Genomic DNA, 24,387 nt, shown 5'->3' with positions numbered 1-24,387 from the left:
AGGAAATGCTCAAAAAACCACCTAAAATCCTGGTGATACCCATGAAGGGGTAAGCAGATGCTTGTCGTAAACAACTGATTTTTAATGAAATTAAAGGTCACGAGCCAAGGTAAATTCTTGATATTTTACCGCCCCTCTCAAAGGGGGTACCTCAAGGTTCCTTACCCGACACCTATGTCGCAAATAAAGAACGCTTACGGATTGTAGTGTTCTGAGTTCTTATCGAGGTAGAAAAAGCGGTCTAACGCCATGCAGGCGAAATAGAATAATGCGAAGCCGATAAAGGCTGACGCAGGAGTATTTGATTGCAAGCTCTCGCCGAGCACCAAAGGAACGTAGAATGCCCCGCAGGCGCCGATAGCGGATACCCAGCCAATCACAGCTTGTCGCTGCGGCTTAGGAAAAAGCGACGTAAGTGTTCGATAGGAGGAGCCATTTGCTAGTCCACTGCCAATAAATAGCGCCATGCACGACAATAAGAAGGGTACGAAAACCACCTCCGGTGACGTCTCTTGCAAGGCTGTCGCAATCGTCTCTCCCATCCACAGGGACGCTGCACCCATAAAGGCGGCACACCAAAATGTGACCCGCGCACCGCCGTACCTATCACCTAACCATCCTCCTAACGGCCGACTCGCAATGGCGAGCAATGGGCCAAACCACCAATACATAATCATACTAGGATGATTGGGGTTCATCTGGGTAAATGCCTCGACGGCTGTCACATCGTGACTGAACCCAAAAACATAATGGGTTAGCAAAGGAAATGCACTAGAAAAGCCAATAAAGGTACCAAAACTCATCACATACATTATCGCCATGAGCCAAGTATGCTTATTGTTGAAGATTCTAAATTGTTGGCCTTTGTCTCGGTTCAGGCTCAATATCAATTTTATGAACCAAAGCGCAATCAGCAAGGCCCCAACGAGAACCCATTCCTTGGTGAGGTGTAAGCCTGCCCCATTTGCACTTTCCGAGAGAATTAAATACATCGCCAACGCTACAATTACAGCGGTTGCCAACAGCACTACAGTTAAGCTAAAAATGAGCTGAACGCGCTTTCGAAAAGGAAGCGTTAACTTTTCGGGACGCAGGTGAATGAGTCGCCGAAACAATAGTGCAAGGACGAGAAAGTTAAACACAACTACGAAGAAGTTAAACCGCAGTAGCCCTAAGGTAATCAAGATCGGAAGTGCTACTTGCGCCGCTACGATACCAAGGTTACCGATACCCGCGTGCAGTCCGAGCGCTAAACCCTGCTGTCGGTGAGGAAATACCTCACTTACGTTCGCCATACTGACAGAGAATACAGCCGCCCCCAAACCTGAAAGTAACGCTAAAAGTTGAAAAGTTAATAAGCTTGAGGAAGGCGTTTGCAAGGCATGAGCAGTGCCAAGAACCGGTACTAAGAGCAAGTAGACGATTAAAATAAAGCTGTATCGACTGCTCAATGAAAGGCTAAAAAAACTAGCAGGGATACGAAACAATGCACCACTTAATCCAGCGATAGCAAGCAAGCTAAAGAGCTGCTCCAAGGAAAAGGTGAAGCCAAGCACCGGCATATAAACGACCCAGACACTCCACTGCAACCACACGGCGAATCCGCAAGCCAGTATGCCACTGGCTGACCATAAGTACTGATAGGCGAGCGTGTTACTTGCCTGCCAATGTTTGGCATTGTCTGGGTTCCAATCAGGCGGTAGTGCCATAGTGTTCCCTTTTAAGACTCATAAAAGTCATTGCTGAGCGCCTGTTGTAGCGCTTTTTGATACCGCTCTTTTCGAATCGCTAAAAACATGAGAATCATGCACAACGCGAGTACCGCATAGAGCACCATAAAGGCACCGCTTGCTATGCCAAGTAGGTCTTGTATCAAACCGAATGCGAGCGGCAAGGTGCAACCGCCAAGTGCCCCAACAAATGCGACCCAGCCGCCAATTCGCCCCATATCACTAGGGTAGTGGTCATAGAGCGAACGCAGAACACTGGCTCGCCCTAGTCCTTGAGCTAAACCAATGACAAAAATCAAAAGCGTAAACAGCCAAATATTAACTTCAACCCTTAGATGCACATCCTGCTCTAAACCATGAATGGTCATGGTCGTAGGTGGATAGCTGAGGAAGAACAGGCACACCAAACACACCCAAAAAACACTCCAGTTCACTGCGCGAGCGCCATAGCGATCAGCGAACCAACCACCGAGCGCGCGCACCATGCTCGAAGTAATTACAAAAAATAGGGTGAAGCCCATGGCTTCATTAATGTCGAGGTTGTACACCTGCATATAATATTGAGGAAGCCATAAGATAAGTGCGAGAAAGCTGCCAAATACGAAGTAGTAATAAAGGCTATAGCGCCACACCGTGTTTTGCTTAAGAAATCCGAATCCGTTGTTAACGCCTTTTGTTTTCGCAGTGGGTTGATAAGCGCCTTTCGGGGCGCCTAATGTAAACAATAAAATCGCGGGCAACATGGCTATGGCATATAGCGGTCCGGTCCATTGCCATCCAAACTGAGCCGCCAAAAGTGGAATGATTATAAAGGAAATAGCGGCTCCGGCATTCCCTACACCAAACACGCCCAGCGCGAAACCTTGTTGTGCGCTACCAAACCAATCGGTTACATAGCGCACTCCAAGCGTAAAAGAAGCACCACTAATACCAAACCAAAGACCCACCCATACAAAGCCCCAGAAGCTGTCGATCCACGGCAAGATCGCGAGTGGAGGAAGTTGCAACCACATTAATGCGATCCAGAGGCGCCGAGGGCTTATTCGCTCAGACAGTATCCCTAAAGGAACGCGTAAAACCGCACCGGAAACGATAGGTGACGACAACAACACACCGAGCTCCAACGCCGACAAGGAGAGCTTGGCTTGAATGTCGATAGCGAGCACTGCATAAATTGTCCAGATTGAAAAATTTGCCGCAAAGGCAAGGGTTGCAACCAACAATGCGCGCCACGCTAGTCGATGAGTCGAATCCACGGTAAAACCTCACTAAACGTGCATGAATAAACTCCATGCTAGCGCAGTTTTTTCGACCGAGCCTCCTGTCTTAATGGGCTACCCACAAATACTTATCCACCCACTTCACGGGTTACCGCTACCCACCATGGGATAGGACAGTCCAAAAACATTGACATGCCGGACACATAACACATACCTCTTTCAGCTCTAGCCCTTTAATAACCTGAGATAGAGGCAATTCAGCAGCAGTAGAAATCAAGTAAAGTATGCACAATTCCATAGAATCACAGAGGTTCATATGTCATCTGCATCACTCAATGTTCTGAATTTTAAAGAGCCGAAAATTCGCCTTCTTCACTTGTCGTGGTTTGCGTTTTTTCTTACGTTTGTTGTGTGGTTTGCTCACGCACCTTTGCTTACATCCATCCAAGCAAGCCTTGACCTTACCGACGCTCAAGTAAGGGCACTGCTCATTCTAAATGTCGCGGTAACCATTCCGGCTCGAATTGTTGTGGGCGTGCTAGTGGACCGATTTGGGCCGCGCATTATTTACTCTTGGCTACTCATTATTTCGGCAGCCCTTTGTATCGGCTTTGCCTTTGCCAACAGTTATAACAGCCTTGCTATTTTCCGCTTTTTACTTGGCTTCGTAGGTGCTGGATTCGTTATTGGTATACGCCTAGTCAGTGAATGGTTTCCCGCGCATCAGGTGGGCACTGCAGAGGGAATCTATGGTGGCTGGGGTAATTTTGGTTCTGCTGCTGCAGCAATGACCCTACCGGCTATTGCGATAGCCTTTGGCGGCGATGACGGTTGGCGCTATGCCATCACTCTGGTTGGCGTGATTTGCGCTATCTATGGTTTGATTTTCTACAAATTTGCTCGCAACACACCGAAAGGGTCTATTTATTTTAAACCGAAAAAAACTGGAGCCATGGAAGTCACCAGCTGGAAAGATTTATGGGTGTTGATGATCATGACGGTGCCCATGTACATTGCCTTAGCAATTTTAGCGTGGAGACTGGCATCTCCTAGTATTGCTTTATTTTCAGTAACCACCATGTGGATCTTCATGGCCATACTCGTGGTCATGATGATATTTAACTTGCAGCAAATCTGGCATGTTAACGCAGAGCACCTGCGTGAAGGCGTTCCAGAAATCCAAAAGTATCCCTTCAAGCAAGTTGCTATTTTAAACATTGCCTACTTTGCGACTTTCGGTTCTGAATTAGCCGTTGTATCCATGCTCCCCCTGTATTTTTTACAAACCTTTGAAGGCTTAACTCCCGTCACAGCTGGATTATTTGCTTCTGGTTTCGCCTTTATGAACCTGGTTTCACGTCCTGCTGGAGGCTGGTTCTCAGACCGTTACGGACGAAGAAAAACACTGCTGATCATGATCTCAGGCTTAGCCGTAGGTTACTTCTTCATGGGTCTTATCGATAGCAATTGGTGGATCCTGATGGCTGTTCTCATTACCATGGCCTGCTCCTTCTTTGTGCAAGCAGGTGAAGGTGCGGTATTTGCCATGATTCCGCTGATTAAGCGCAGCATGACGGGTCAAATCGCAGGTATGGCGGGTGCTTACGGTAACGTAGGCGCAGTTATCTATCTGACTGTACTGAGCTTTGTGACCTACAGCACATTCTTTTATGTCATCGCTGTGTCGGCAGCTTTAGGTTTGATCGCCATCTACTTTATGGAAGATCCAAAGGGCCATATTGCTGAAGTCATGCCCGACGGCACAGTGCACACTATTAAGGTCGGCACTGAGTAGCGAGGAATCATGAACGAAAGCTTACCTAAGCTCGAGCACGAACTTCAGGTGCATGTACTTTGCCGCGCTGGCGGTAAAGAGAGCAATGAGGATTTTGCCGACTCATTTATACCCGACGATGAACACATAGCCCACTATAAAGGCTATGTGTTTGCCGTTGCTGATGGGGTAAGCAGTGCTGAAGCCGGTCAGCAAGCCAGCGAAACCGCCGTGACCCATTTTATTCACGAATACCCCAAAACGCCTGACACGTGGTCCGTAAGTCACGCTGCTGAGCAGCTGCTTTCTACGATCAACTCCAAGCTCTATCGTCACAGTCATGCATTTAGTAACGAGCTGAAGGGGCATTTGTGTACTTTCAGTAGTCTTATTTTAAAGTCCCGTACCGCACACCTCTTTCATGTTGGCGACAGCCGCATTTATCGCTTGCGAGACCAGTCGCTCGAACAACTCACACAAGATCACAAAGCCCAACTCAGCCGCGAACGCGCCTTTTTAGCGCGCGCTTTAGGAATGGATAACCGGCTACAACTCGACTACCGAAGTGTTAGTTGCCGAGAAAAGGATATTTTTCTTCTTTGTAGCGATGGAATTCATGACTTTCTCTCTGAGGAAGAAATCACCACTATTCTTTGCACTGAACAACCTCCTGAAAGCCATACCGAGTCACTCTATGCCGCCGCCATGCAGCGCGGTTGCGACGACAATATTAGTGTGATTGTTCTACAGATACAGAGCTTACCCGCTGAGAATATTGATGATTACAGCGAGCGTCTTACTCAATTGCCTTTCCCCCCCCCCTTAACACCTGGGCAAAAAATTGATGGCTATGAGGTGCTTAAACAGCTCTTCATGAGTAGTCGCAGCCATCTTTATTTAGTTAAGGAGCCAGAGAGCAATCAAAACTTAGTAATGAAGACTCCGTCTCCGAATTACAGCGATGACCCACTTTATATTGAGCGCTTTATTCGTGAAGAGTGGATTGGACTACGTATCGAAAATGAAAGTGTGGTGAAAATGATCAGGCCGCGTAGGCCGAAAACCTTTTTGTACTATCTAATGGAGTTCATTGAAGGGGAAAGCCTTGAAGCGCTCATAGAACAATCGGCCCCCTTAAAACCTGGGCGCGTATTGAAGCTAATCGATGACATTTATATGGGTTTAGAAGCGCTTCATAGCCACGAAACCATTCATCAAGACCTTAAACCTGGAAACATTATCGTCACTCAAGATGGCCGAGCTAAAATTATCGACTTTGGCTCCGTGTATGTTGCCGGGCTCGCCGAAATCTATTCCCCCGTAAAGGATGATCATCCCCTAGGTACCGCTGAATATTCAGATCCGCTCTACCTAATGGGCAAAAACTCAGGGATTCAAGGTGACGTATATGCACTCGCAACTATTGCCTATGAACTCTTCACTGGCAAGCTTCCGTATGGCGAAGCGATTGCTGAATGCAGGGTGCCTCGGGATTATGAGCGATTACGCTATATTTCTGCCCGTGAGGTGAACCCCAAAATCCCTCTATGGCTCGATAGAGCGTTAGAAAAAGGTGTGAAATTTGACCTACAAGAGCGTTACACAACGCTGGCAGCACTATTGCGGGATATCCGCAAGCCAAATCCTGAGTTTCTCAAAGATGAAGTGAAAAAAGAAACCCAGAAAAGCAGCTTGTTATTTTGGCAGCTTCTTTCTGGGTTTTGGTTCGTTACACTATTATTGGTAATTTACCTGTTTGTGCTAAGCCGATAGTCCCTGAGATTGGTATGTTGTCACTAAGACTTTCGCAAGTACCCATCGCAAATCATCACTGCATAAGCGGTGAGCCATCCACACCGAACTGATAGCCTTTAATTTCAGCATCTGCGATGAGAGTTTGAATGTACTGTGCGATAGCTTTATTGCGAACTTTAGTATTTAAGTATTCCTCAATTCGCTGCTCAACGGCTTCAAAAGGAAGTTGCTCACCTGGCACATGACGGTCTACACGAACTACATGAAAACCATAGCGTGTTTCTATTGGGGCGGGCATTAAGCCCTCCTGTGCCCGAAAAATATGACGTTCAAATTCCGGCACCGTTTGCCCCTTACTAATTTGCCCAAGGTTTCCGCCGGTACTGGCCGACGGGCAGCGCGAATATTTCTGCGCTAACTCACTGAACGATTCACCGCTTTGTAACTGCTTGAGCAACTCCTCCGCAATAGTTTGCGCTTCCACCCGCTCTTGATCGTCATCAGGTGCTGCAGCTACCAAAATATGACATATTTCAAGTAAAGGGGCGCTCATAAAGCGCTCTAGGTTACCCTCGTAATACTGTCGGCATGCAGCTTCGTCGGCAACGGGAATATGAACTTCGCGCTCAATTAACTGCTCCAAGTAGTCGTCGTCGCCCGCACGATCGGTTTCCGCCTGAACTGAAATACCTAATGCTTGCGCACGTTGTTTAAACAGCTCGCCAATAATTAGAGCTTCGCTCGCTTTTGCTAATGCTTCTTCTTGCGACCCTGCCGGATGATATTGAGCCTCCGCAAACAGTGTACTTTCGGCAATAACAGCGTCATTCACTTCTATCATATCAACCCCATTTCGAGCGGCTGAAAACCAGGTTTTCAGCCGACTTTGCTTTATAGGTTACTCGCCTTATTCTGTTCCTTTACATGCTTAACGTGCATGCTTATACCGCACGCTTAAAGCGACGGCGGACAATTTGGTAGCTACGTGCAAAATATTCAATTGGAACGCTCCAAATGTGCACTAAGCGGCTGAACGGGAACAACAAGAACAAGGTAATTCCCCAGAACACGTGTGCTTTGTAAATCCAATGCATGTCAGAGAGGAAGCTTACCGCTTCTGCTGGACGGAAGGTCAATAGATTTCGACTCCAGCTCATCAGGTCTTTCATCACATAACCATCCATGTGGCCTGTCGACACGGCAATAGTGATAAGACCCAAAATGAGCTGCCAATAGATGAGCAACAAAATAAGAGTGTCCATCACTGAACTACTGGCACGTACTCTTGGGTTAAAGAGTCGGCGAAATACCAACATGGTTAAGCCCACAAAGCAGATCACACCAAAAAAGCCACCTACACCAAGTGCAATAAGTTGCTTTTGAGCCAGCGTAATACCGAAAAAGTCCCAAACTTCATACGGAACAACCAAACCGCCAAAATGACCGATAAAGATCATAATGATCCCAATATGAAATAAGTTACTCGCAATACGAAAGCCTTTCTTGCTCAGCATCTGGCTCGATTGTGCTTTCCAGGTGTATTGCTCTCGGTCATAACGTATCGCGCAACCGAGGAAAAACACCACCGATACAATGTACGGATAAATTCCATACAGCAGCATATCCACAAAATTCATGGTCAAACTCCTCGTGTTGCTGTGGGCTTGGATGCGTCTGACGCGTTTGCCCAGTTAATAGGTACATGATCTTGGCGGCTTTGCTCTGGTGTAGGCTTACTCACACCAGAGCTACAACCGTCACCACTGCTGTCCGGGCCGAAAGTTACCATTTCCTCTTCCCAAACTTTGTCCATGGCTTCTTTACTGTCGTCGCGCTTTTCGCTCTTAATTTGCTCATGCACTGCAGCCATATCAATCTCTGCAGTAGACAACTCAATTAAGCCTTTAAAAAGCACAGCGTAGTTACTATCGCGACGCTCAAGCCGCGCACATAAAACAGCTAATATATGTGCAACATCGGCCAAGCCTATCTGCAGGTTTTCGTTCCCTTGGGTGCTCAAGAACTCTAAGTAAAGTGGAATATAATCGGGGAGTTCGCGAACACCAATGTCTAGACCCGCAGCTCGGTATTCTGCCATCAGGTCGACCATGGCTTGACCACGATCACGTGACTCACCATGCACATGCTCGAACAGCAGCAGAGACAAAGCTCTGCCGCGCTCAAACAAACTATCGTAGTCTTGCTGCCATTCCATAAGGTCGCCACTACAGCGCTTTTCAATAAATTGCAGCATTTCCCCGCGCGTGGTTTCGCTTAAAGGGGCTGGTTTTACCAACGCTTTTAAGTCTTCTTTAGCCGCCACTAACTCGTCTGTCGGATAGTCTAGAAGCAGCGATATTACTCTTACAACGTCCATTATCGACTCCTTCTAGTATTTCACTTCAACAGGAATTACCTGCCGAACACCTTTGGTTTTTCCACCAAAAATATTAAATTTGCTGTCGCCTCCGCTGCAACCGTTACCAAAGCTGAAACCGCATTCCCCTTTTAGGTCGTAGGCATTTTCAGCATAAGCACGCGCGCTAGTCGGAATAACAAAACGGTCTTCGTAATTCGCCAAAGCCATGTAGCGGTACATTTCTTCAACTTGATTCGGTGTTAAACCAACCTGTTTTAATACTTCTACGTCTTCTACACCGTCAACCTGCTGTGAGCGCTTGAAGGCACGCATTGCTATCATTCGCTCGAGTGCACGCACAACCGGTGCCTCGTCACCTGCAGTTAACATGTTGGCTAAATAACGGAGCGGAATCCGAAGTGACTTCAGATCAGGAATTTCACCATTCATACCTACATGGCCCGCTTCTACTGCAGTTTGAATAGGCGACAATGGCGGCACGTACCAAACCATCGGTAAGGTGCGATACTCTGGGTGTAACGGTAGTGCAACCTTCCATTCCATCGCCATCATGTAGACTGGTGAGCGTTGCGCCGCTTTGAGCCAGTTTTCTGCAATCCCTTCTTTGCGCGCTGCTTCCTGAACTTCTGGATCAAACGGGTCGAGGAAAATATCCAACTGAGCTTGATACAAATCTTTCTCATTTGGGGTGCTCGCCGCCGCTTGGATCTTATCCGCGTCATAAAGCAAAACGCCGAGGTAACGAATACGGCCTACGCAGGTTTCGGAACAGGTTGTTGGTTGACCTGCTTCAATGCGCGGGTAACAGAACGTACATTTCTCAGACTTACCACTTTTCCAGTTGTAGTAAATTTTCTTGTAAGGACAGCCGGACACACACATGCGCCAACCGCGACACTTGTCTTGATCGATCAAGACAATACCGTCTTCTTCACGTTTGTAAATTGCGCCCGATGGGCACGACGCCACACAAGTGGGATTCAAGCAATGTTCACACAAACGGGGCAAATACATCATGAAGGTCTTTTCAAACTGACCATAAATGTCTTTTTGCACTACTTCGTCAAAGTTTTTGTCTTTCTTACGCTTTTCAAACTCAGTCCCGAGAATTTCTTCCCAGTTTGGGCCCCACTCAATCTTCTCCATGCGCTGACCACTAATCAGCGACCGCGGGCGGGCGGTAGGTTGGTGCTTCGAATCTTTTGCGGTATGCAAATACTGATAGTCGAAGTCGAAAGGCTCGTAATAATCGTCAATTTCCGGCATTTCGGGGTTGGCAAATAAGTTTGCGAAAACTCGTAACTTACCACCAATACGAGGCTTCAGTTTGCCGTTCTTCAACTGCCATCCGCCCTTCCATTTCTCTTGGTTTTCCCACTCTTTCGGAAAGCCAATGCCGGGTTTCGTTTCAACGTTATTAAACCATGCGTATTCTACTCCTTCGCGAGAGGTCCAAACGTTCTTACAGGTGATGGAGCAAGTATGGCAACCAATACACTTGTCCAGGTTCAACACCATGCCTATTTGAGCTCTTACTTTCATTGTGTTTACCTCACTCCACTTATTCGGTGTCTAACCAGTCGACTTTGTCCATTTTGCGAACAATGACGAACTCGTCTCGGTTACAACCTACGGTACCGTAATAGTTAAACCCGTAAGACTGTTGCGCATAGCCACCAATCATGTGGGTTGGTTTCATCACCGCACGGGTGACTGAGTTGTGAATGCCACCACGCGTACCTGTCATTTCAGAACCGGGGGTATTTACTATTTTCTCTTGCGCGTGATACATCATGCTCATACCTTCTGGAACACGTTGTGACACAACGGCTCGGGCCGCAATGGAGCCATTTACGTTAAACACTTCAATCCAGTCGTTGTCGACAATGCCCGCTGCTTTTGCGTCGGTTTCACTCATCCACACAATAGGGCCGCCTCTCGACAAAGTGAGCATGAGCAAGTTGTCTGAATAGGTGCTGTGAATCCCCCATTTTTGGTGCGGTGTGAGGAAGTTCAACACAATTTCTTTGTTGCCATTCGACTTGGTGTTCAACACCGGCTCAACCGTTTTTAGATTAATCGGCGGTTTATAAACACAGAGTTGCTCACCAAAATCGCGCATCCATTCATGATCCTGATAGAACTGTTGACGACCGGTAATGGTGCGCCACGGAATCAACTCATGCACGTTGGTATAGCCCGCGTTGTAAGACACATGTTCGTCTTCTAAGCCCGACCAAGTAGGACTCGAAATAATCTTGCGCGGCTGTGCAACAATGTCATTAAAGCGAATTTTCTCGTCTTCCTTCGGTTTCGCAAGGTGGGTATGGTCGCGTCCGGTAATTTTGCCCAGCGCTTCCCATGCCTTCACTGCAACATGCCCGTTCGTTTCTGGCGCAAGTGACAAAATAACTTCACAAGCATCTACCGCTGACTCAATTTTAGGCCGCCCTTTATGCGGACCTTCTTCGGTATGACGACGATTTAAATTACCGAGTAACGCTACTTCGTCTTTGGTGTCCCAACCAATTCCTTTGCCGCCATTACCAAGTTCGTCCATAAGAGGTCCGAGGGAGGTAAAACGGTTGTAGGTGTTAGGATAATCGCGTTCTACCACCACTAAATTAGGCATGGTTTTTCCGGGAATAGGGTCACATTCGCCTTTGAACCAAGCTTTTACTTCGTACGGCTGAGCGAGCTCACCCGGGGTGTCATGCTGCATCGGAATCGTTACGAGGTCTTGTTCCACACCTAGGTGCCCTACCGACACACGTGAGAACTCCTTGGCGATACCTTTAAAAATTTCCCAGTCACTGCGTGCTTCCCAAACAGGGTCTATAGCGGCCGTTAGTGGGTGAATAAACGGATGCATATCCGAAGTATTCATATCGTCTTTTTCGTACCAAGTCGCCGTAGGAAGCACGATATCTGAGTACAAACAGGTTGTGGACATACGGAAGTCAAGTGTAACCCACAGATCTACCTTTCCTTCTGCGGCATCATCTTGCCATTCCACATCTTCTGGCTTGTCACCACCAAAGGTTCCGAGGTCTTTACCGAGCAACCCATTTTTCGTGCCGAGTAAATGCTTCAACATGTACTCGTGGCCTTTGCCCGAGGAGCCAAGCAAATTCGAGCGCCAAACAAACATATTGCGTGGGAAGTTCTGTGGGTTGTCCGGCTGTTCACAAGCAAACTTTAGCGAACCTTCCTTCAGCTGCTGAACAACGTAGTCCTTCACCTCCATACCCGCAGCCTCAGCGGCTTTTACTAACCCGAGTGGGTTTGTTCCTAACTGCGGCGCCGAAGGCAGCCAGCCCATGCGTTCAGCTCGTGCGTTATAGTCAATAATCGAACTCTTCCACTTGTTCTTGTCGATTAATGGCGACACAATTTCACTCATCGTTAATTTCTCATAACGCCACTGACTCGAGTGATTGTAGAAAAACGAAGTACCATTCATGTGACGTGGTGGACGCTGCCAATCCAAGCCGAAAGCAAGTGGCTGCCAACCTGTTTGTGGGCGTAGCTTTTCCTGCCCAACATAGTGCGCCCAACCACCGCCTGTTTGACCAATACAGCCACACATCATGAGCATATTGATTAACCCACGATAATTCATATCCATGTGGTACCAATGGTTCAATGCGGCTCCGACAATGATCATTGAACGCCCTTTGGTTTTATCGGCATTACGCCCAAACTCAGTGGCCACACGAATCACATCGGCACGACGAACGCCGGTAATTTTTTCCTGCCAAGCAGGTGTGTAAGGAATGTCGTCATCGTAACTCGTGGCACGATTCGGATCATTTACACCATTTTCAACGCCGTAGTTCGCCATCATGAGGTCGTGAACGGTTGCTACCCATGCGCTTTCGCCATTGGCGAGCTCAACCTTTTTCGCTGGAATTTTACGCAACTGAATTTCGTCGTGATGGGTGTGTTGGAAATATTCATATTCATGAGGTGCGCCGCCAAAATACGGGAACGCCACCTCAACAACTTCGTCGTTGTGCTCATTCAACGACAGTAACAAATTAAGGTCACCGCTTTTGTCTTTCTGCTCAAGGTTCCACTTAGCATCGCGTTCACCCCAACGGTAACCTATAGCGCCATTCGGGCTCGTTAAACGACCATCGGCTTCATTTACCGCAATCGTTTTCCAGTCGGGGTTGTTTTCTTCACCCAAATTGTCAACGAGGTCTGCAGCACGCAGGAAACGGCCTTGCGTTAAGTGCGTACCATTGCTTTCCAACATAACGAGCATCGGCATATCGGTATATCGACGCACATAGTCATTAAAATATTGGCTTTGCTGGTTCACATAAAATTCTTTCAGAATAACGTGACCAAACGCCATTGCTAGCGCGGCGTCTGTACCTTGGCGTGGCGACAACCAAGTATCACCAAATTTAGATGCTTCTGAATAATCAGAAGTAATTACACAGGTTTTTGTACCTTTGTAACGAACTTCTGTCAGAAAGTGGGCGTCTGGAGTACGCGTTTGAGGTACGTTTGATCCCCACACAATAATGTAGTTCGAGTTATACCAGTCCGCAGACTCTGGCACGTCGGTTTGTTCGCCCCACACCTGCGGTGAAGCCGGAGGTAAATCACAATACCAGTCGTAGAAGCTAAGGCAATTACCACCAATCAGCGAAAGGTAGCGAGAGCCCGCAGCATAAGAGACCATCGACATCGCTGGAATAGGAGAAAACCCAGAAATACGGTCTGGACCAAAGGTTTTTGCCGTGTACACATTTGACGCGGCAATAAGTTCATTTACTTCCTGCCAAGATGCACGCACGAAACCACCTAAGCCACGGCGCTGTTTGTAGCTTCTTGCCTTAGCAGGATCGCTCACAATCGATTCCCACGCTTTTACCGGGTCGCTGTGCTCAGCTTTGGCTTCGCGCCACAGTTTCATTAACTGACCACGCATTTTAGGATATTTAAGGCGGTTTGCGCTGTAGATATACCAAGAATAGCTCGCCCCACGAGGGCACCCTCTAGGCTCATGGTTTGGAAGGTCTGGACGCGTACGCGGATAGTCTGTCTGTTGCGTTTCCCATGTTACCAGGCCGTCTTTCACGTAAATTTTCCAGCTACAGGAGCCTGTACAGTTAACGCCATGCGTAGAACGAACCACTTTGTCGTGTTGCCAACGCTGCCGGTAACCTTGCTCCCAAGCGCGGTTTTCTTCAGTTGTTACGCCATGCCCGTCCGAGAACTTTTCTCGATAGGAGGTGAAATAACGTAACTTGTCGAGTAAATGACTCATCGTGTAACTCCCCAGTAAATTTTCGCTGCTCTCTAGTTCTGGCAACGAACGCATAGAACATAGGTGAACTATGCGCGATCTCGAGTCCACACGAAATAGCGGGCTTTATCAACAAAGAACGCTAGACGCCCCGAATACCCCCTAGGGAGTACCACTGGCTCTTTTCTTAACTTGTTGTTTTTTATGTTTTTTGACTTTATTGCCTTGACAGATGATTGGTCTAAACTAATACTAAAAGTTAAAAGAGGTAGCCCTTATTTTAAGGCAATGAACTAAGGCTCTACATGCAACATAAGATACATTAGAAATAAGGGAATATTTTGGACTATCGGAAACAGCCAAAAAAGAGCTTGTCCTTGTTCGGAAAACTCATTCTAACCCTGTCACTCATACTCGGTTTGGGCTTTGTTAGCATGATGGCCGCCTACCTTATTTCTGACTATGCCAAGGAAGATCCGCAAGCAATAAATAAAGCAGGTACCTTGCGCATGCTCACGTACAAAGTTACGTTAAGCAGCCTCGCACAAACCAATCTCCATACCCGACTAGAAATCGCCGATAGCATTGACGAACTCTGGCGAGACGACAAGTTTTATCGCTTTCACCAAAACCAGAATGGTATTGGCCAATCTTTTAATAGTGCACACAATGAATGGCGCGCATTCAGAACTGCGCTGCTCAATGAAACAACCCCTCTAAATGAACTTGAGCAACGAGCGAATAACTTAGTGAACCTGATCGACATTTTTGTGGTTGATCTTGAAAGTCGCGCTATGGACAAAATGCAGCTTCTTCGTATTGTCGTAGTAGTCTCGCTACTTATAACGCTGCTGCTCACTGGGCTAATTCTGTATTGGTTAAAAACCCGCTTCGAGGAACCGCTGTTCGCACTCACTCAGCAAGCACGACAACTTTCTCAAGGTGACTTCACAGCGCGCACGTATTTTGAACGCAACGACGAGATTGGTATTTTAGGAAAAACACTCAATAAAATGAGTGACACGATCAGCAGCATGTACGGGGATTTAGAAAGTCGTGTCGACCACCAAACTCAGCAACTCCAGCATGGTCATAAAACGCTGCAATTGCTTTACGATATTTCGCGCAATATCAACGAAAAATCGCTCGCATACCACGACTACACAGACATTATTGAACGCTTAAAGACGTTATTGAACGTTCGCGACATCGAACTCTGTTTACTCACAGAAGAAGGCAAACGACCCTACTTGCAATTGCAACCCGAAGACATGAGAGATGCGGCCTGTGCGAGCAACAACTGTGCGAGCTGTATTCAACCGGAAAATTGTATTAGCTTTGAAAATGAGCAACACATATACCGCTATCCGCTTTCGCGCGATCAAAAACACTATGGCGTACTCACAGCGCGCTGTGCTCCCTCAGAACAGTTAGTCGATTGGCAACAGCAATTATTGCGCTCTGTTGCTGAACAGCTTTCTTTGGCGCTGAACCTTAAATCGGAAGAAGAAAACGTACGACGCTTAGCGCTCATGAAGGAACGAACAGTAATTGCACGAGAACTTCATGACTCTCTCGCGCAAGCACTTTCTTATTTGAAAATTCAAGTTGTTCGCTTGTCGAAGGCCTCTGAACAGAACAAACAAGAAGTAATTCAGGAAGTCACGGTAGAATTAAGAGAAGGCTTGAACTCCGCATACCGGCAATTACGTGAGCTGTTAACTACATTCCGACTAAAAGTTGACGGTGGTGGCTTGAGGAACGCCTTACTGACAACCGTACAACAACTCGAAGACCGTTCAGAAATGGCAATACGGCTGCATTACGACGTACAAGATATTCCATTGGCTCCTCATGAAGAGGTTCATTTACTACAAATTATTCGCGAAGCTTCACAAAATGCGATTCATCATAGCCAAGGCACCGAGCTTAACATTCGAGTAGAGCAAGAAAACGACTCGATCCATCTCACTATCGAAGACAATGGCATTGGAATTCCAGAAAAAGCCGAAAAATTAAACCATTACGGACTCGCCATTATGCAGGAACGAAGCCGACACCTCGACGGTGTTATTCACATTCAAGCATTACAACAAGGCGGTACAGGCGTCTATTTCTCGTTTGCGCCTGAGTATTTACTCAGAACCGAGAAACAAGAAGCATCTTAAGAAGATACTGCCTTTATATTATGCAGTATCAAAATGTTCGTAAGAGGTACTCACTAATAAGTAACTACAAGCAAAGATATATTTTTTCCCTATTAAAATCATGCGGTTGTATTTTATCCGGATTAAGACTTCTATTATAAATAGACCCGCAACGATTCGTTATCGTCGGTATAATTCGGTATCATTCGCGAAGTTGAATAAGCATTACAAATCTAGCAAAGCATGCTAGGGGGGTTTATGTCAGATAAAGCACGGATAATGTTAGTGGACGATCACCCACTACTCATAAAAGGCCTTCGTCAGCTTCTTGAGTTAGAAGAAAGCCTAGAAGTGGTTTGTGAAGTCAATAATGGCGCTGACGCTATAGAGATTGCCAAAGACTTAAACCCTGACTTGATTATGCTCGACCTCAATATGCAAGGAATGGACGGCTTAGAAACTCTGCGTGGGCTTCGCGCAGTTGTTCAATCTGCTATTGTAATGCTCACCGTTTCCGACGCTGACGAAGATGTTGTGCAAGCCATTAGTGGCGGCGCCAACGGTTATTTGTTGAAAGACATGGACCCGGAGCAGCTATTACAGCAAGTTAAAAAAGCACTTACAGGTAAAATGGTTCTGAGTGAGAGTGTAACGGAAGTACTCGCCTCTGCCATCCGTAAACCGGTGTCTCGTGACCAAGCAAATTTGAACAGTTTGACCAATCGGGAATACGAGATTTTGAGTCTCATTGCAAAAGGCATGAGCAACAAAGTTATCGCTCGAGAGCTCGACATCTCTGATGGTACGGTAAAAGTCCATGTGAAGCATCTCCTAAAGAAACTCGGTCTTCGCTCTCGCGTTGAAGCCGCCGTATGGATGGTCAACCAGAAGGGGGGCTAGAATGCCCGTGTCAAGCAGTTCCATGATTAGCGTGGCAGACGCGCTTGCCCAAATGCGCGAGAGCATATCTCCCGTGACACAGTTTGAGCCCGTCCCCCTTGCTGCACTCGTTGACCGGGTCAGTGCTGAGCCTATTCAAGCCAGCACTGACATTCCAGCCTACACCAACTCCGCGATGGACGGCTACGCATACTTGAGCTCAGGGCTCCCAAAGCAAGACGGTCCCGTTACCCTTAAAATTGTGGGAGTGTCTCAGGCGGGGCATCCATTTCAAGGCAATTTGACCGCTGGCCAATGTATCCGTATTTTAACTGGAGCCAAAGTTCCTTCCTGCGTTGATACAGTGATTGCACAAGAGCAGGTCAAACTTAACGATGCCAACCAAATTACCCTACTGGAACCCTTGCCAGCGGGCTCAAATATTCGCCGCCAAGGAGAAGAGCTAACTGCCGGGCAAACCGTGTACCAGCCTGGCCGTCGATTTAACCCCGTTGATATCGGTCTACTCGCATCTTTTGGATACGCTTCGGTGAAGGTAAAACGAAAACTCAAAGTTGCACTATTTTCTACGGGCGACGAACTCGTTACTCCCGGTGAAGCATTGCAGGAAGGCCAGCTCTACGACAGCAACCGCTATGCACTGCATGCCTTATTGGAGCGCGCAGGCTACGATGTTATTAACCTCGGTTTAATTCCTGACCATTACGACACCATTGCAGATAGGTTCGAGAAGGCAAGTCGTACTGCCGATGCCATTGTATGTAGTGGCGGGGTTTCAGTTGGCGACTTCGATTTTACTAAGCAAGTTCTCGACAGCTATGGCTCAGTTGGCTTTTGGAAGGTTGCGATGAAGCCAGGTAAACCCTTTGCTTTTGGAAAAGTGAATAACGCTTATTTCTTTGGTTTACCAGGTAACCCCGTGTCGGCACTGGTAACCTTTGATCAACTTGCCGCCCCCGCCCTCGCTACCCTACAGGGCGAGCATTGGCAATCACGGCAGCGTCTGTGCTTGAGAGCTGGCGAAGTATTAAAGAAGCGCCCGGGCCGCGCCGATTTTCAGCGTGGGTGGTTACGAGAGCAGGATGGTGAAACCAAAGTGTTTAGTACCGGTCCACAAGGCTCCGCCATGCTAACCTCCCTAGCCGAAGCCGATGTATTTATTCGCCTTTGTGCGGAACAAGGACATGTGAACGCCGATGAGTGGGTTGAAGTCGAAATCATTAGCGCTCCCCTGCGCTAAAGACCAAGACTTATTTAAACTCTTTTGACTGCGCCCTTAGTTGTGACTGCGCCCTTAGTTGTGACTACTCGCTCAGGCGACCTGCGGTTACGCCGCAAATTTTGGCTCTCTACGAGTCCAAAGCCAAATCGCCACAGCAATTAGGAATAAAGCCAGTAGAGCTTTAAGCAAGGTGGGTGCAGCAGACACCAATAGCATCACCACGCTAAAAAGCATCATCGCTGAAGCTAGCCACTTTGCCGAACGAGGAATCGCACGCTCATGCCGCCAAGCAATAATAAGAGGTCCGTACTTCTCGTGCTGAAGCAGCCATTGTTCTAATTGAGGCCACCCTTTACCCGCTGACCAAGCCGCTAGAAGGATAAAGGGAACTGAAGGCACCCCAGGTACAATTACTCCAACGGCGGCCATTTTAACAGCAAGGAATGCAATAAAGCGCCAGCATAGCATTGCCATCATAATTACCGTTCCTTATCGTAATTGCTCACCAAGTTGAGACTGAGCGACGAGTCGCAATACATAAGCTAGCTTGAACAGGCCAGCTGTTACAATCTGGCCGATATGTAGAAAAGTAACAGCCATAAGAGGCAACTGTTTTTCTAAGCCCCAGGCCCCGTAAAATGACGCAGCAAAAGCCGCCAGAAAAAATATCATGCCACAGTTCGCAAAACGAAGTAGCTTGTGCCCCGACATAAAAGATACCTTTGTAATGCATGTTATAAGATGCATTATTAATGCATATACAGAATCTGTCAACCTGTGCGATAATTTGTTTATGCAAATAAAAAAGTATACGGATTACGGCTTGCGCACTTTGATCTACCTCGGTATTCGCAGCCCAGGTAGCGTAGTCACTATTAACGAAATTTGCGACGCCTACGATATTCCGCGAAATCACCTGAATAAGGTCATTCATCAACTCGGTAAAGAAGGGTTTATTCGCACGAAACGCGGGAAAAACGGTGGGTTTTCTCTTGCGGCGCCTCCCCATGAAATTCGCCTTGACCATGTAATCCGACGGCTAGAAGGCGACACGCCTTGGGTAAATTGTCACAGCCCGACGTGCACCATTGAGCCGGCCTGTGAATTGCAGCACATTCTGGCAGAAGGGAAGCGTGCGTTTTACCAATTTTTATCGAATTACACACTAGCCTCAATTATTGGCAATAAAGCACAGCTCGAGCGTATTTTTACAACCAACACCCTTTAAACCCATAAAATAAATGCACATTAATGACTAATGCAAGGCGGTTGCTTTCATCAACGCAAAGAGCTTTTGTCCAGTAAACAAACCCAAATGCTCTGCACTTTTTTGACTTACACTTGCCATTACGTGTTGCTGTTCGAGTTGCAACGTCACCCAAACTCTTTTTGCTGATGTCGCATCAAGCTCAAGTGAAACAACTTTGCATTCCAACTGATTACGAAAGCTGGTCGTTGGTAAAGGTTCGAGACTCAATGCGATATCATCGGCATAAATTAGCGCACGATTGTAGGTATTGGGCTGATTGAGCTCGAGGGGAGCCCCCTTTGGACCAAGTTTTCCCTCATGCAATTGCAATACACTCAAGCCACCGCTCAAGGTGCGCCCTAAAGCGCTTGCCAACACCTTTTGAACAGCGCCCGACTGTTGAATACATCCACCATCCATTAACAGTAGATTATCAGCCAAGTAGGCCACTTCTTCGATTTGATGACTCACGTAGATCATGGGCAGCGCCATTTCTTCGTGCACTGTGCGCAGCAATTTCAGAAAAATACTGCGCGCATTCTTGTCGAGACTGGCAAGCGGCTCATCAAGCAGCAACAAACGAGGCCGGCTCAATAGAGCTCGGGCAATCGCTACGCGTTGTTGCTGACCTCCGGACAGCTGCTGAGGATAGTGGCGCAGCAACCTACTAATTCCGCACAAGTCGGCAATTTGCTCCACAGCACTCTGAGTACCTCCCTTCTTCTCAGTTACTGGAGCCCGCTTAGCACTAAAACAAAGATTACCGGCTACATCTAAATGAGGAAAAAGCGAGGGGTCTTGGAACACCATACCGACCCCACGCTGCCAAGCGGGCTGCGTTGCCGCACTGCCAAGCCACGTGCCCCATGGCGATTCAATGCTACCGGTTACCCCCGGATGAATACCCGCAATGGCGCGTAATAATGAACTTTTGCCACAGCCCGATGGGCCGAACAGTGCTGTAATGCCTTGCAGGTCAATGGAACTCGACACCTGCAAGAGAAAATCTCCTTGCTGTGCTTCTATGCTGATATCAAGGCTCATCTTTCACCCGCCGACATTAATTTATTTCGGCCATTCACACTATACACGGCGAGTAACACCAACATCGAAAATATAAGAAGGCCAATGGACAGTAAATGCGCTCGTTCATAATTTAATGACTCAACATGATCGTAAATAGCTATCGACACCACCTGTGTTTCACCCGGAATATTGCCACCGATCATGAGCACCACTCCAAACTCTCCTAGCGTGTGCGCAAATGACAATACAGCAGCGGAAATTACCCCCGGTTTTGCGAGTGGTATAACAACGTGCCAGAACCTGTCCCACGGGTTAGAACGAAGAGTAGTTGCTACATCGAGAAGCTTTGCAGGAATGGCAGTGAAGGCATTTTGCAAAGGCTGCACAGCAAAAGGAAGAGAATATATTACCGAGCCTATCACTAACCCCGAAAAGCTAAAGGCTAAATGATTGAGTCCTAACGCTTCTAAGCTTCCTCCAATAGGCCCATTAGGCCCAAGTGCAACAAGCAGATAGAAACCTAATACCGTAGGAGGCAATACCAAAGGTAAAGCCACAATGGCTTCGAATAAGGGTCGGGTTCGGCTTTTGGTTTGACTAAGCCACCATGCAAAAGGAATGGAAATAACTAACAATATGAAAGTGGAAATGAGCGCCAACCGTAAGGTGACCCAAATGGCTAATAGATCATTTCCAGTCATGGCAGCATAAACCCATGAGCTTGAAAAATAGCTCCAGCGTCCTGTCGCAAAAACGTAAAAAAATGCTGCGCTTGTTCGTTCATTATTCCATGCTCTGTAAGCATCATACCCTGAACAATAGGAACGTAGCCGGTGTCTATGGGGATTGCTGAGTAACGTCCAAAGGTTGCTAACTCGGCACTATTTAACACTGTCAGCGCACTAATACCTATTTGCGCCCCGCCGCTTCTCACTAAATGAGCCACTTGCGCCGCGCTCTCCGCAAAAACTAAGTGCTTGGTCAGTGCTTCCCCATTATCCAGTTGAGTAAGCCAGGCTAACGCCATTTTTCCATATGGAGCGGTTTGAGGATTGGCAATCGCGATGCGCCTTGCATTCTCTAGATCCGTCAAACTTGGCGTGTGCTCTTGCGCGTGCCAGAGGGCAATGCTACCCAGTGCATAAGGCACCGCCTCACCATGACGACTGTTTCTCTCTCGAAGCTGTTGAGGGTATTCTATATCGGCAGACATAAACACATGAAAGGGCGCGCCATTTTGAATTTGACTAAAAAATCGCCCAGAAGGGCCAAACACCGCCTCCACATTGCTTTGCCGGTGTTTCTTTTCAAAGGCCTCTATTAAAGTCGGCATGACATAACGTAGATCAGAGGCAGCTGCAACTCGGATTGTTTCACCAAACGCGCTAGTAGAAAGAAAAGCGCCGATTAGCAACAGGTAATAACGTGCTTTCATTTCTGATCATTCCATCGCTGTACGGCGTGCTGATCGCTTTCCTTCGCCTCCACCCAGTAACTTGCCTCTTTAGTGACCTCTTTTTTCCAAAACGGAGCCCGTGTTTTCAAAAAGTCCATCAAGAACATGCTGGCTGCAAAGGCGTCTGCTCTGTGCTTTGCCGCCACCCCAACAAACACAATTTGATCATTCAGTTGCAAGTGGCCGATACGATGAATGATTTGAATAGGGCCGAGCTGCCAGCGCTGACGAGCCTCATTACTAATACCTTGCAACGCTTTTTCGGTCATTCCGGGATAGTGCTCTAGAAACATGCCACTCAATTGCGCGTCAACTAACTCTCGTACTAAACCGGTAAAGGTTACCACCGCACCATAGGCTGCGCTCCTGCGTAGCTGTTCATAATTGTCCGCCACTGAGAAGTCCTGCTCTTGAATACGGATGGTGGTAGTCGCTGCCATAATCAGCCTCCTGTAACGGGCGGGAAAAACGCCACTTCGTCACCAACGGCGAGCGGATGTTCTGTATCACAAAGCTGCTGATTCACTGCACAAAGTAAGGTCCCCTGCTGCAAATGAGGCTTCCAACGTGGATTCTGCTCTATCAGTTGCTGCAACAGCTCATCGACACGACTCGCAGTTGTCTCCATTTCCACATTCGGCGTTCCTAGCTGCTCTTTTAATGACGCAAAAAATAAAACCCTTATCATCATGATTGTGCTACTCCTGCGTTTCTTGGTTCGCTGAACGCCAGTGCCCTGATTTACCACCTATTTTTTCAACTAACTGAATGCCACCAATAACCATGGCGGGGTCGACTGCTTTTGCCATATCGTAAAGTGTTAGCGCAGCGACAGATGCAGCAGTAAGAGCCTCCATTTCAATACCCGTTTTGCCTTCCGTCACGCAGGTGGCCAATACATGAATTTGGCCTTGCTGTGGCTTTGGTGCAATGTCAATCGTTACCTTGTTGAGTGGCAAGGGATGACATAACGGAATGAGGTCGCTGGTTTTCTTGGCAGCCATAATGCCCGCAATACGGGCGGTAGCGAACACGTCGCCTTTTTTTTCAGCCGCTCGCTCAAGTAACTCCACTACATTTACCGCTGTTGTTAACACGGCTTGAGCACTTGCTTGCCGCCGAGTGGCCTGCTTGTCCGTGATGTCAACCATATGAGCGGCGCCATCCTCACTAACGTGGGTGAGTTTAGCCATTGCAAACTCCTTTCTGAATATGCGCGACAAAGTTACATGGTCCTTGGCGGGCGTCCAGTTGTGGCGAAATTAATTGCGTCCAAGCCAGCTCCGCAGCACTCAGTGAACCTGGAATTGCGAACAACACCTTATCATTGACCAACCCCGCAAACGCTTGGGACTGTAGTGCCGATGAGCCAATTTGCTGGAATGAAAGCTGTCGGAAAAGCTCACCGAATCCAGGGATGGTTTGTGCTAGTAAGGGTTCTATAGCCGCTTGAGTACAGTTTCCTTGAGCAAATCCGGTTCCACCATGAGTAAGGATAACATCCACTTGCGAATCACCTATCCACGCACTTACCTTGGCTCTTAATTCATAAAAATCATTGCCGCAAATTTCATGGTGTGCGAGTAGGTGGCCCTTGGCTTGTATCTGGCTGTCAAGCCACTGCCCGGTGCTGTCGGTTGCTTCCGTGTGTCGATTTGAAATACTCGCTCGAACAATTCGAAGCGGTACAAAATCATTGGCTTTGCTCATACGCTCTCCACTCCTGAGGGGTATTCGTATTCATCAGTGCTTGCGGTGTTCTACAGGCTCGCTCTTGAACCGAAAGTGCCTTTAGAAAGCGGGCAACGGAACAGTGTTCATTTGGGTCTGACAGCCACTGATGTAAAAGGGCTTTGGTCTCACCTGTATTGGGGATTACACAAGGCAATGGGTTGTTCTCAAACATCACACAGTCACCCTGCGCAGCAAGTAACTGATGCAAAAGTGCAACGGATAGTCGCGGCTGGTCCACCGGAACCACTAAAACACGTTGGTACTTACAGTAAGGTAAACAGGCTTCAATGCCTGCAAGTGGACCACGCTGCTGGACTTTATCTGCAATGGTAGAGAAACCCTCTAACGCGCAGTTTCTACTGATGTGGATATCATTTAAACCCGCATGCTGTAAACATTCATAGGTTCGCTCTAATAATGTTTGCGGCAACGGGCTGGTCGATAATTTTAGCAGTGCTTTATCTGTTCCCATGCGAGAAGACCGCCCGCCGGCTAAAAGAATGGCGCTTGCCTCAGACACACTCATCGATT

23 protein-coding genes are annotated in these 24,387 nt (G+C 47.6%); 6 read left to right on the top strand and 17 right to left on the bottom strand.

Going from position 1 to position 24,387, the window contains the following annotated elements; genetic code table 11:
• Window positions 1-194: 194 nt before the first annotated feature.
• Both DQW12_RS05645 and DQW12_RS05640 read right to left on the bottom strand, forming a co-directional pair.
• Complete coding sequence (locus DQW12_RS05645) at window positions 195-1,709, bottom strand: MFS transporter (protein WP_113906872.1); 1,515 nt, start codon at window positions 1,707-1,709, stop codon at window positions 195-197.
• A gap of 11 nt (window positions 1,710-1,720) precedes the next feature.
• Window positions 1,721-2,986, bottom strand: coding sequence for an MFS transporter (locus DQW12_RS05640; RefSeq protein ID WP_113906871.1), 1,266 nt, complete (start codon window positions 2,984-2,986; stop codon window positions 1,721-1,723).
• Window positions 2,987-3,266: 280 nt separating this feature from the next.
• Here DQW12_RS05640 and DQW12_RS05635 point away from each other — a divergent pair, with 280 nt between their 5' ends.
• Together DQW12_RS05635 and DQW12_RS05630 are read left to right on the top strand one after the other, a co-directional pair.
• A complete protein-coding gene (locus tag DQW12_RS05635; protein WP_113906870.1) occupies window positions 3,267-4,745 on the top strand; it encodes a NarK family nitrate/nitrite MFS transporter in 1,479 nt (492 codons plus the stop codon).
• 9 nt (window positions 4,746-4,754) lie between these two features.
• On the top strand, window positions 4,755-6,497 hold the full coding sequence (locus DQW12_RS05630; RefSeq protein ID WP_113906869.1) for a bifunctional protein-serine/threonine kinase/phosphatase: 1,743 nt from the start codon (window positions 4,755-4,757) through the stop codon (window positions 6,495-6,497).
• A 55-nt stretch (window positions 6,498-6,552) separates the two neighbouring features.
• Here DQW12_RS05630 and DQW12_RS05625 read toward each other — a convergent pair whose 3' ends face one another.
• The 5 genes from DQW12_RS05625 to DQW12_RS05605 all read right to left on the bottom strand — a co-directional run bounded on the left by DQW12_RS05625 (window position 6,553) and on the right by DQW12_RS05605 (window position 14,143).
• Window positions 6,553-7,320, bottom strand: a complete 768-nt coding sequence (locus DQW12_RS05625; protein WP_113906868.1) for a peptidylprolyl isomerase — start codon at window positions 7,318-7,320, stop codon at window positions 6,553-6,555.
• Window positions 7,321-7,420: 100 nt separating this feature from the next.
• Window positions 7,421-8,116, bottom strand: coding sequence for a respiratory nitrate reductase subunit gamma (narI, locus tag DQW12_RS05620; protein ID WP_113906867.1), 696 nt, complete (start codon window positions 8,114-8,116; stop codon window positions 7,421-7,423).
• Window positions 8,117-8,118: 2 nt separating this feature from the next.
• A complete protein-coding gene (narJ, locus tag DQW12_RS05615; protein ID WP_113906866.1) occupies window positions 8,119-8,856 on the bottom strand; it encodes a nitrate reductase molybdenum cofactor assembly chaperone in 738 nt (245 codons plus the stop codon).
• 12 nt (window positions 8,857-8,868) lie between these two features.
• The gene (narH, locus tag DQW12_RS05610; protein WP_113906865.1) at window positions 8,869-10,401 is read right to left on the bottom strand and encodes a nitrate reductase subunit beta; all 1,533 of its coding nucleotides are present in this window, start codon (window positions 10,399-10,401) and stop codon (window positions 8,869-8,871) included.
• A 19-nt stretch (window positions 10,402-10,420) separates the two neighbouring features.
• Window positions 10,421-14,143, bottom strand: a complete 3,723-nt coding sequence (locus DQW12_RS05605) for a nitrate reductase subunit alpha (RefSeq protein WP_113907227.1) — start codon at window positions 14,141-14,143, stop codon at window positions 10,421-10,423.
• Between the two features lie 320 nt (window positions 14,144-14,463).
• Between DQW12_RS05605 and DQW12_RS05600 the strand changes: the two genes are divergently transcribed.
• The 3 genes from DQW12_RS05600 (at window position 14,464) to moeA (ending at window position 18,409) form a co-directional block, all read left to right on the top strand.
• On the top strand, window positions 14,464-16,290 hold the full coding sequence (locus tag DQW12_RS05600; RefSeq protein ID WP_198683911.1) for an ATP-binding protein: 1,827 nt from the start codon (window positions 14,464-14,466) through the stop codon (window positions 16,288-16,290).
• A gap of 237 nt (window positions 16,291-16,527) precedes the next feature.
• Window positions 16,528-17,169 (top strand): two-component system response regulator NarL, encoded by a 642-nt coding sequence (gene narL, locus DQW12_RS05595; RefSeq protein WP_113906864.1) that lies wholly within the window; start codon window positions 16,528-16,530, stop codon window positions 17,167-17,169.
• 1 nt (window position 17,170) lies between these two features.
• The gene (moeA, locus tag DQW12_RS05590; protein ID WP_232819896.1) at window positions 17,171-18,409 is read left to right on the top strand and encodes a molybdopterin molybdotransferase MoeA; all 1,239 of its coding nucleotides are present in this window, start codon (window positions 17,171-17,173) and stop codon (window positions 18,407-18,409) included.
• A gap of 87 nt (window positions 18,410-18,496) precedes the next feature.
• Here the strand turns inward: moeA and DQW12_RS05585 are convergent, their stop codons facing one another.
• Both DQW12_RS05585 and DQW12_RS05580 read right to left on the bottom strand, forming a co-directional pair.
• Window positions 18,497-18,868: a YbaN family protein gene (locus tag DQW12_RS05585; protein WP_113906863.1), complete on the bottom strand. Its 372-nt coding sequence runs from the start codon at window positions 18,866-18,868 to the stop codon at window positions 18,497-18,499.
• A gap of 12 nt (window positions 18,869-18,880) precedes the next feature.
• The gene (locus DQW12_RS05580) at window positions 18,881-19,102 is read right to left on the bottom strand and encodes a hypothetical protein (RefSeq protein ID WP_113906862.1); all 222 of its coding nucleotides are present in this window, start codon (window positions 19,100-19,102) and stop codon (window positions 18,881-18,883) included.
• An 82-nt stretch (window positions 19,103-19,184) separates the two neighbouring features.
• Between DQW12_RS05580 and DQW12_RS05575 the strand changes: the two genes are divergently transcribed.
• A complete protein-coding gene (locus tag DQW12_RS05575) occupies window positions 19,185-19,619 on the top strand; it encodes an RrF2 family transcriptional regulator (RefSeq protein ID WP_113906861.1) in 435 nt (144 codons plus the stop codon).
• 27 nt (window positions 19,620-19,646) lie between these two features.
• On the opposite strand, the gene DQW12_RS05570 is transcribed toward DQW12_RS05575, so the two are convergent.
• From DQW12_RS05570 to mobA, 8 genes are read right to left on the bottom strand one after another with little or no spacing between them, the layout of a single operon-like run.
• Window positions 19,647-20,684 carry a molybdenum ABC transporter ATP-binding protein gene (locus tag DQW12_RS05570; RefSeq protein ID WP_113906860.1) on the bottom strand — a complete coding sequence of 346 codons (1,038 nt, stop codon included), beginning with the start codon at window positions 20,682-20,684 and terminating at the stop codon, window positions 19,647-19,649.
• The gene (gene modB / locus DQW12_RS05565) at window positions 20,681-21,367 is read right to left on the bottom strand and encodes a molybdate ABC transporter permease subunit (protein WP_113906859.1); all 687 of its coding nucleotides are present in this window, start codon (window positions 21,365-21,367) and stop codon (window positions 20,681-20,683) included. The genes DQW12_RS05570 and modB overlap by 4 nt, the downstream gene beginning before the upstream one ends.
• Window positions 21,364-22,101, bottom strand: coding sequence for a molybdate ABC transporter substrate-binding protein (gene modA / locus DQW12_RS05560; RefSeq protein WP_113906858.1), 738 nt, complete (start codon window positions 22,099-22,101; stop codon window positions 21,364-21,366). Before modA ends, modB begins: the two co-directional genes overlap by 4 nt.
• Window positions 22,098-22,562 (bottom strand): molybdopterin synthase catalytic subunit MoaE, encoded by a 465-nt coding sequence (gene moaE / locus DQW12_RS05555; protein WP_113906857.1) that lies wholly within the window; start codon window positions 22,560-22,562, stop codon window positions 22,098-22,100. The genes modA and moaE overlap by 4 nt, the downstream gene beginning before the upstream one ends.
• 2 nt (window positions 22,563-22,564) lie before the next feature.
• Window positions 22,565-22,813, bottom strand: coding sequence for a molybdopterin synthase sulfur carrier subunit (gene moaD, locus DQW12_RS05550; protein WP_232819894.1), 249 nt, complete (start codon window positions 22,811-22,813; stop codon window positions 22,565-22,567).
• A 7-nt stretch (window positions 22,814-22,820) separates the two neighbouring features.
• Window positions 22,821-23,315 carry a cyclic pyranopterin monophosphate synthase MoaC gene (moaC, locus tag DQW12_RS05545; RefSeq protein ID WP_113906856.1) on the bottom strand — a complete coding sequence of 165 codons (495 nt, stop codon included), beginning with the start codon at window positions 23,313-23,315 and terminating at the stop codon, window positions 22,821-22,823.
• Window positions 23,308-23,832 (bottom strand): molybdopterin-binding protein, encoded by a 525-nt coding sequence (locus tag DQW12_RS05540; RefSeq protein WP_113906855.1) that lies wholly within the window; start codon window positions 23,830-23,832, stop codon window positions 23,308-23,310. The genes moaC and DQW12_RS05540 overlap by 8 nt, the downstream gene beginning before the upstream one ends.
• Window positions 23,816-24,382: a molybdenum cofactor guanylyltransferase gene (mobA, locus tag DQW12_RS05535; RefSeq protein WP_113906854.1), complete on the bottom strand. Its 567-nt coding sequence runs from the start codon at window positions 24,380-24,382 to the stop codon at window positions 23,816-23,818. Before mobA ends, DQW12_RS05540 begins: the two co-directional genes overlap by 17 nt.
• Window positions 24,383-24,387: the final 5 nt, after the last annotated feature.

It is taken from the genome of Aliidiomarina celeris, from assembly GCF_003316875.1.
Taxonomy (GTDB): Bacteria; Pseudomonadota; Gammaproteobacteria; order Enterobacterales; family Alteromonadaceae; genus Aliidiomarina; species Aliidiomarina celeris.
The sequence above is the reverse complement of the archived record's forward strand: the minus strand, read 5'-3'. Positions and strand labels throughout refer to the sequence as shown.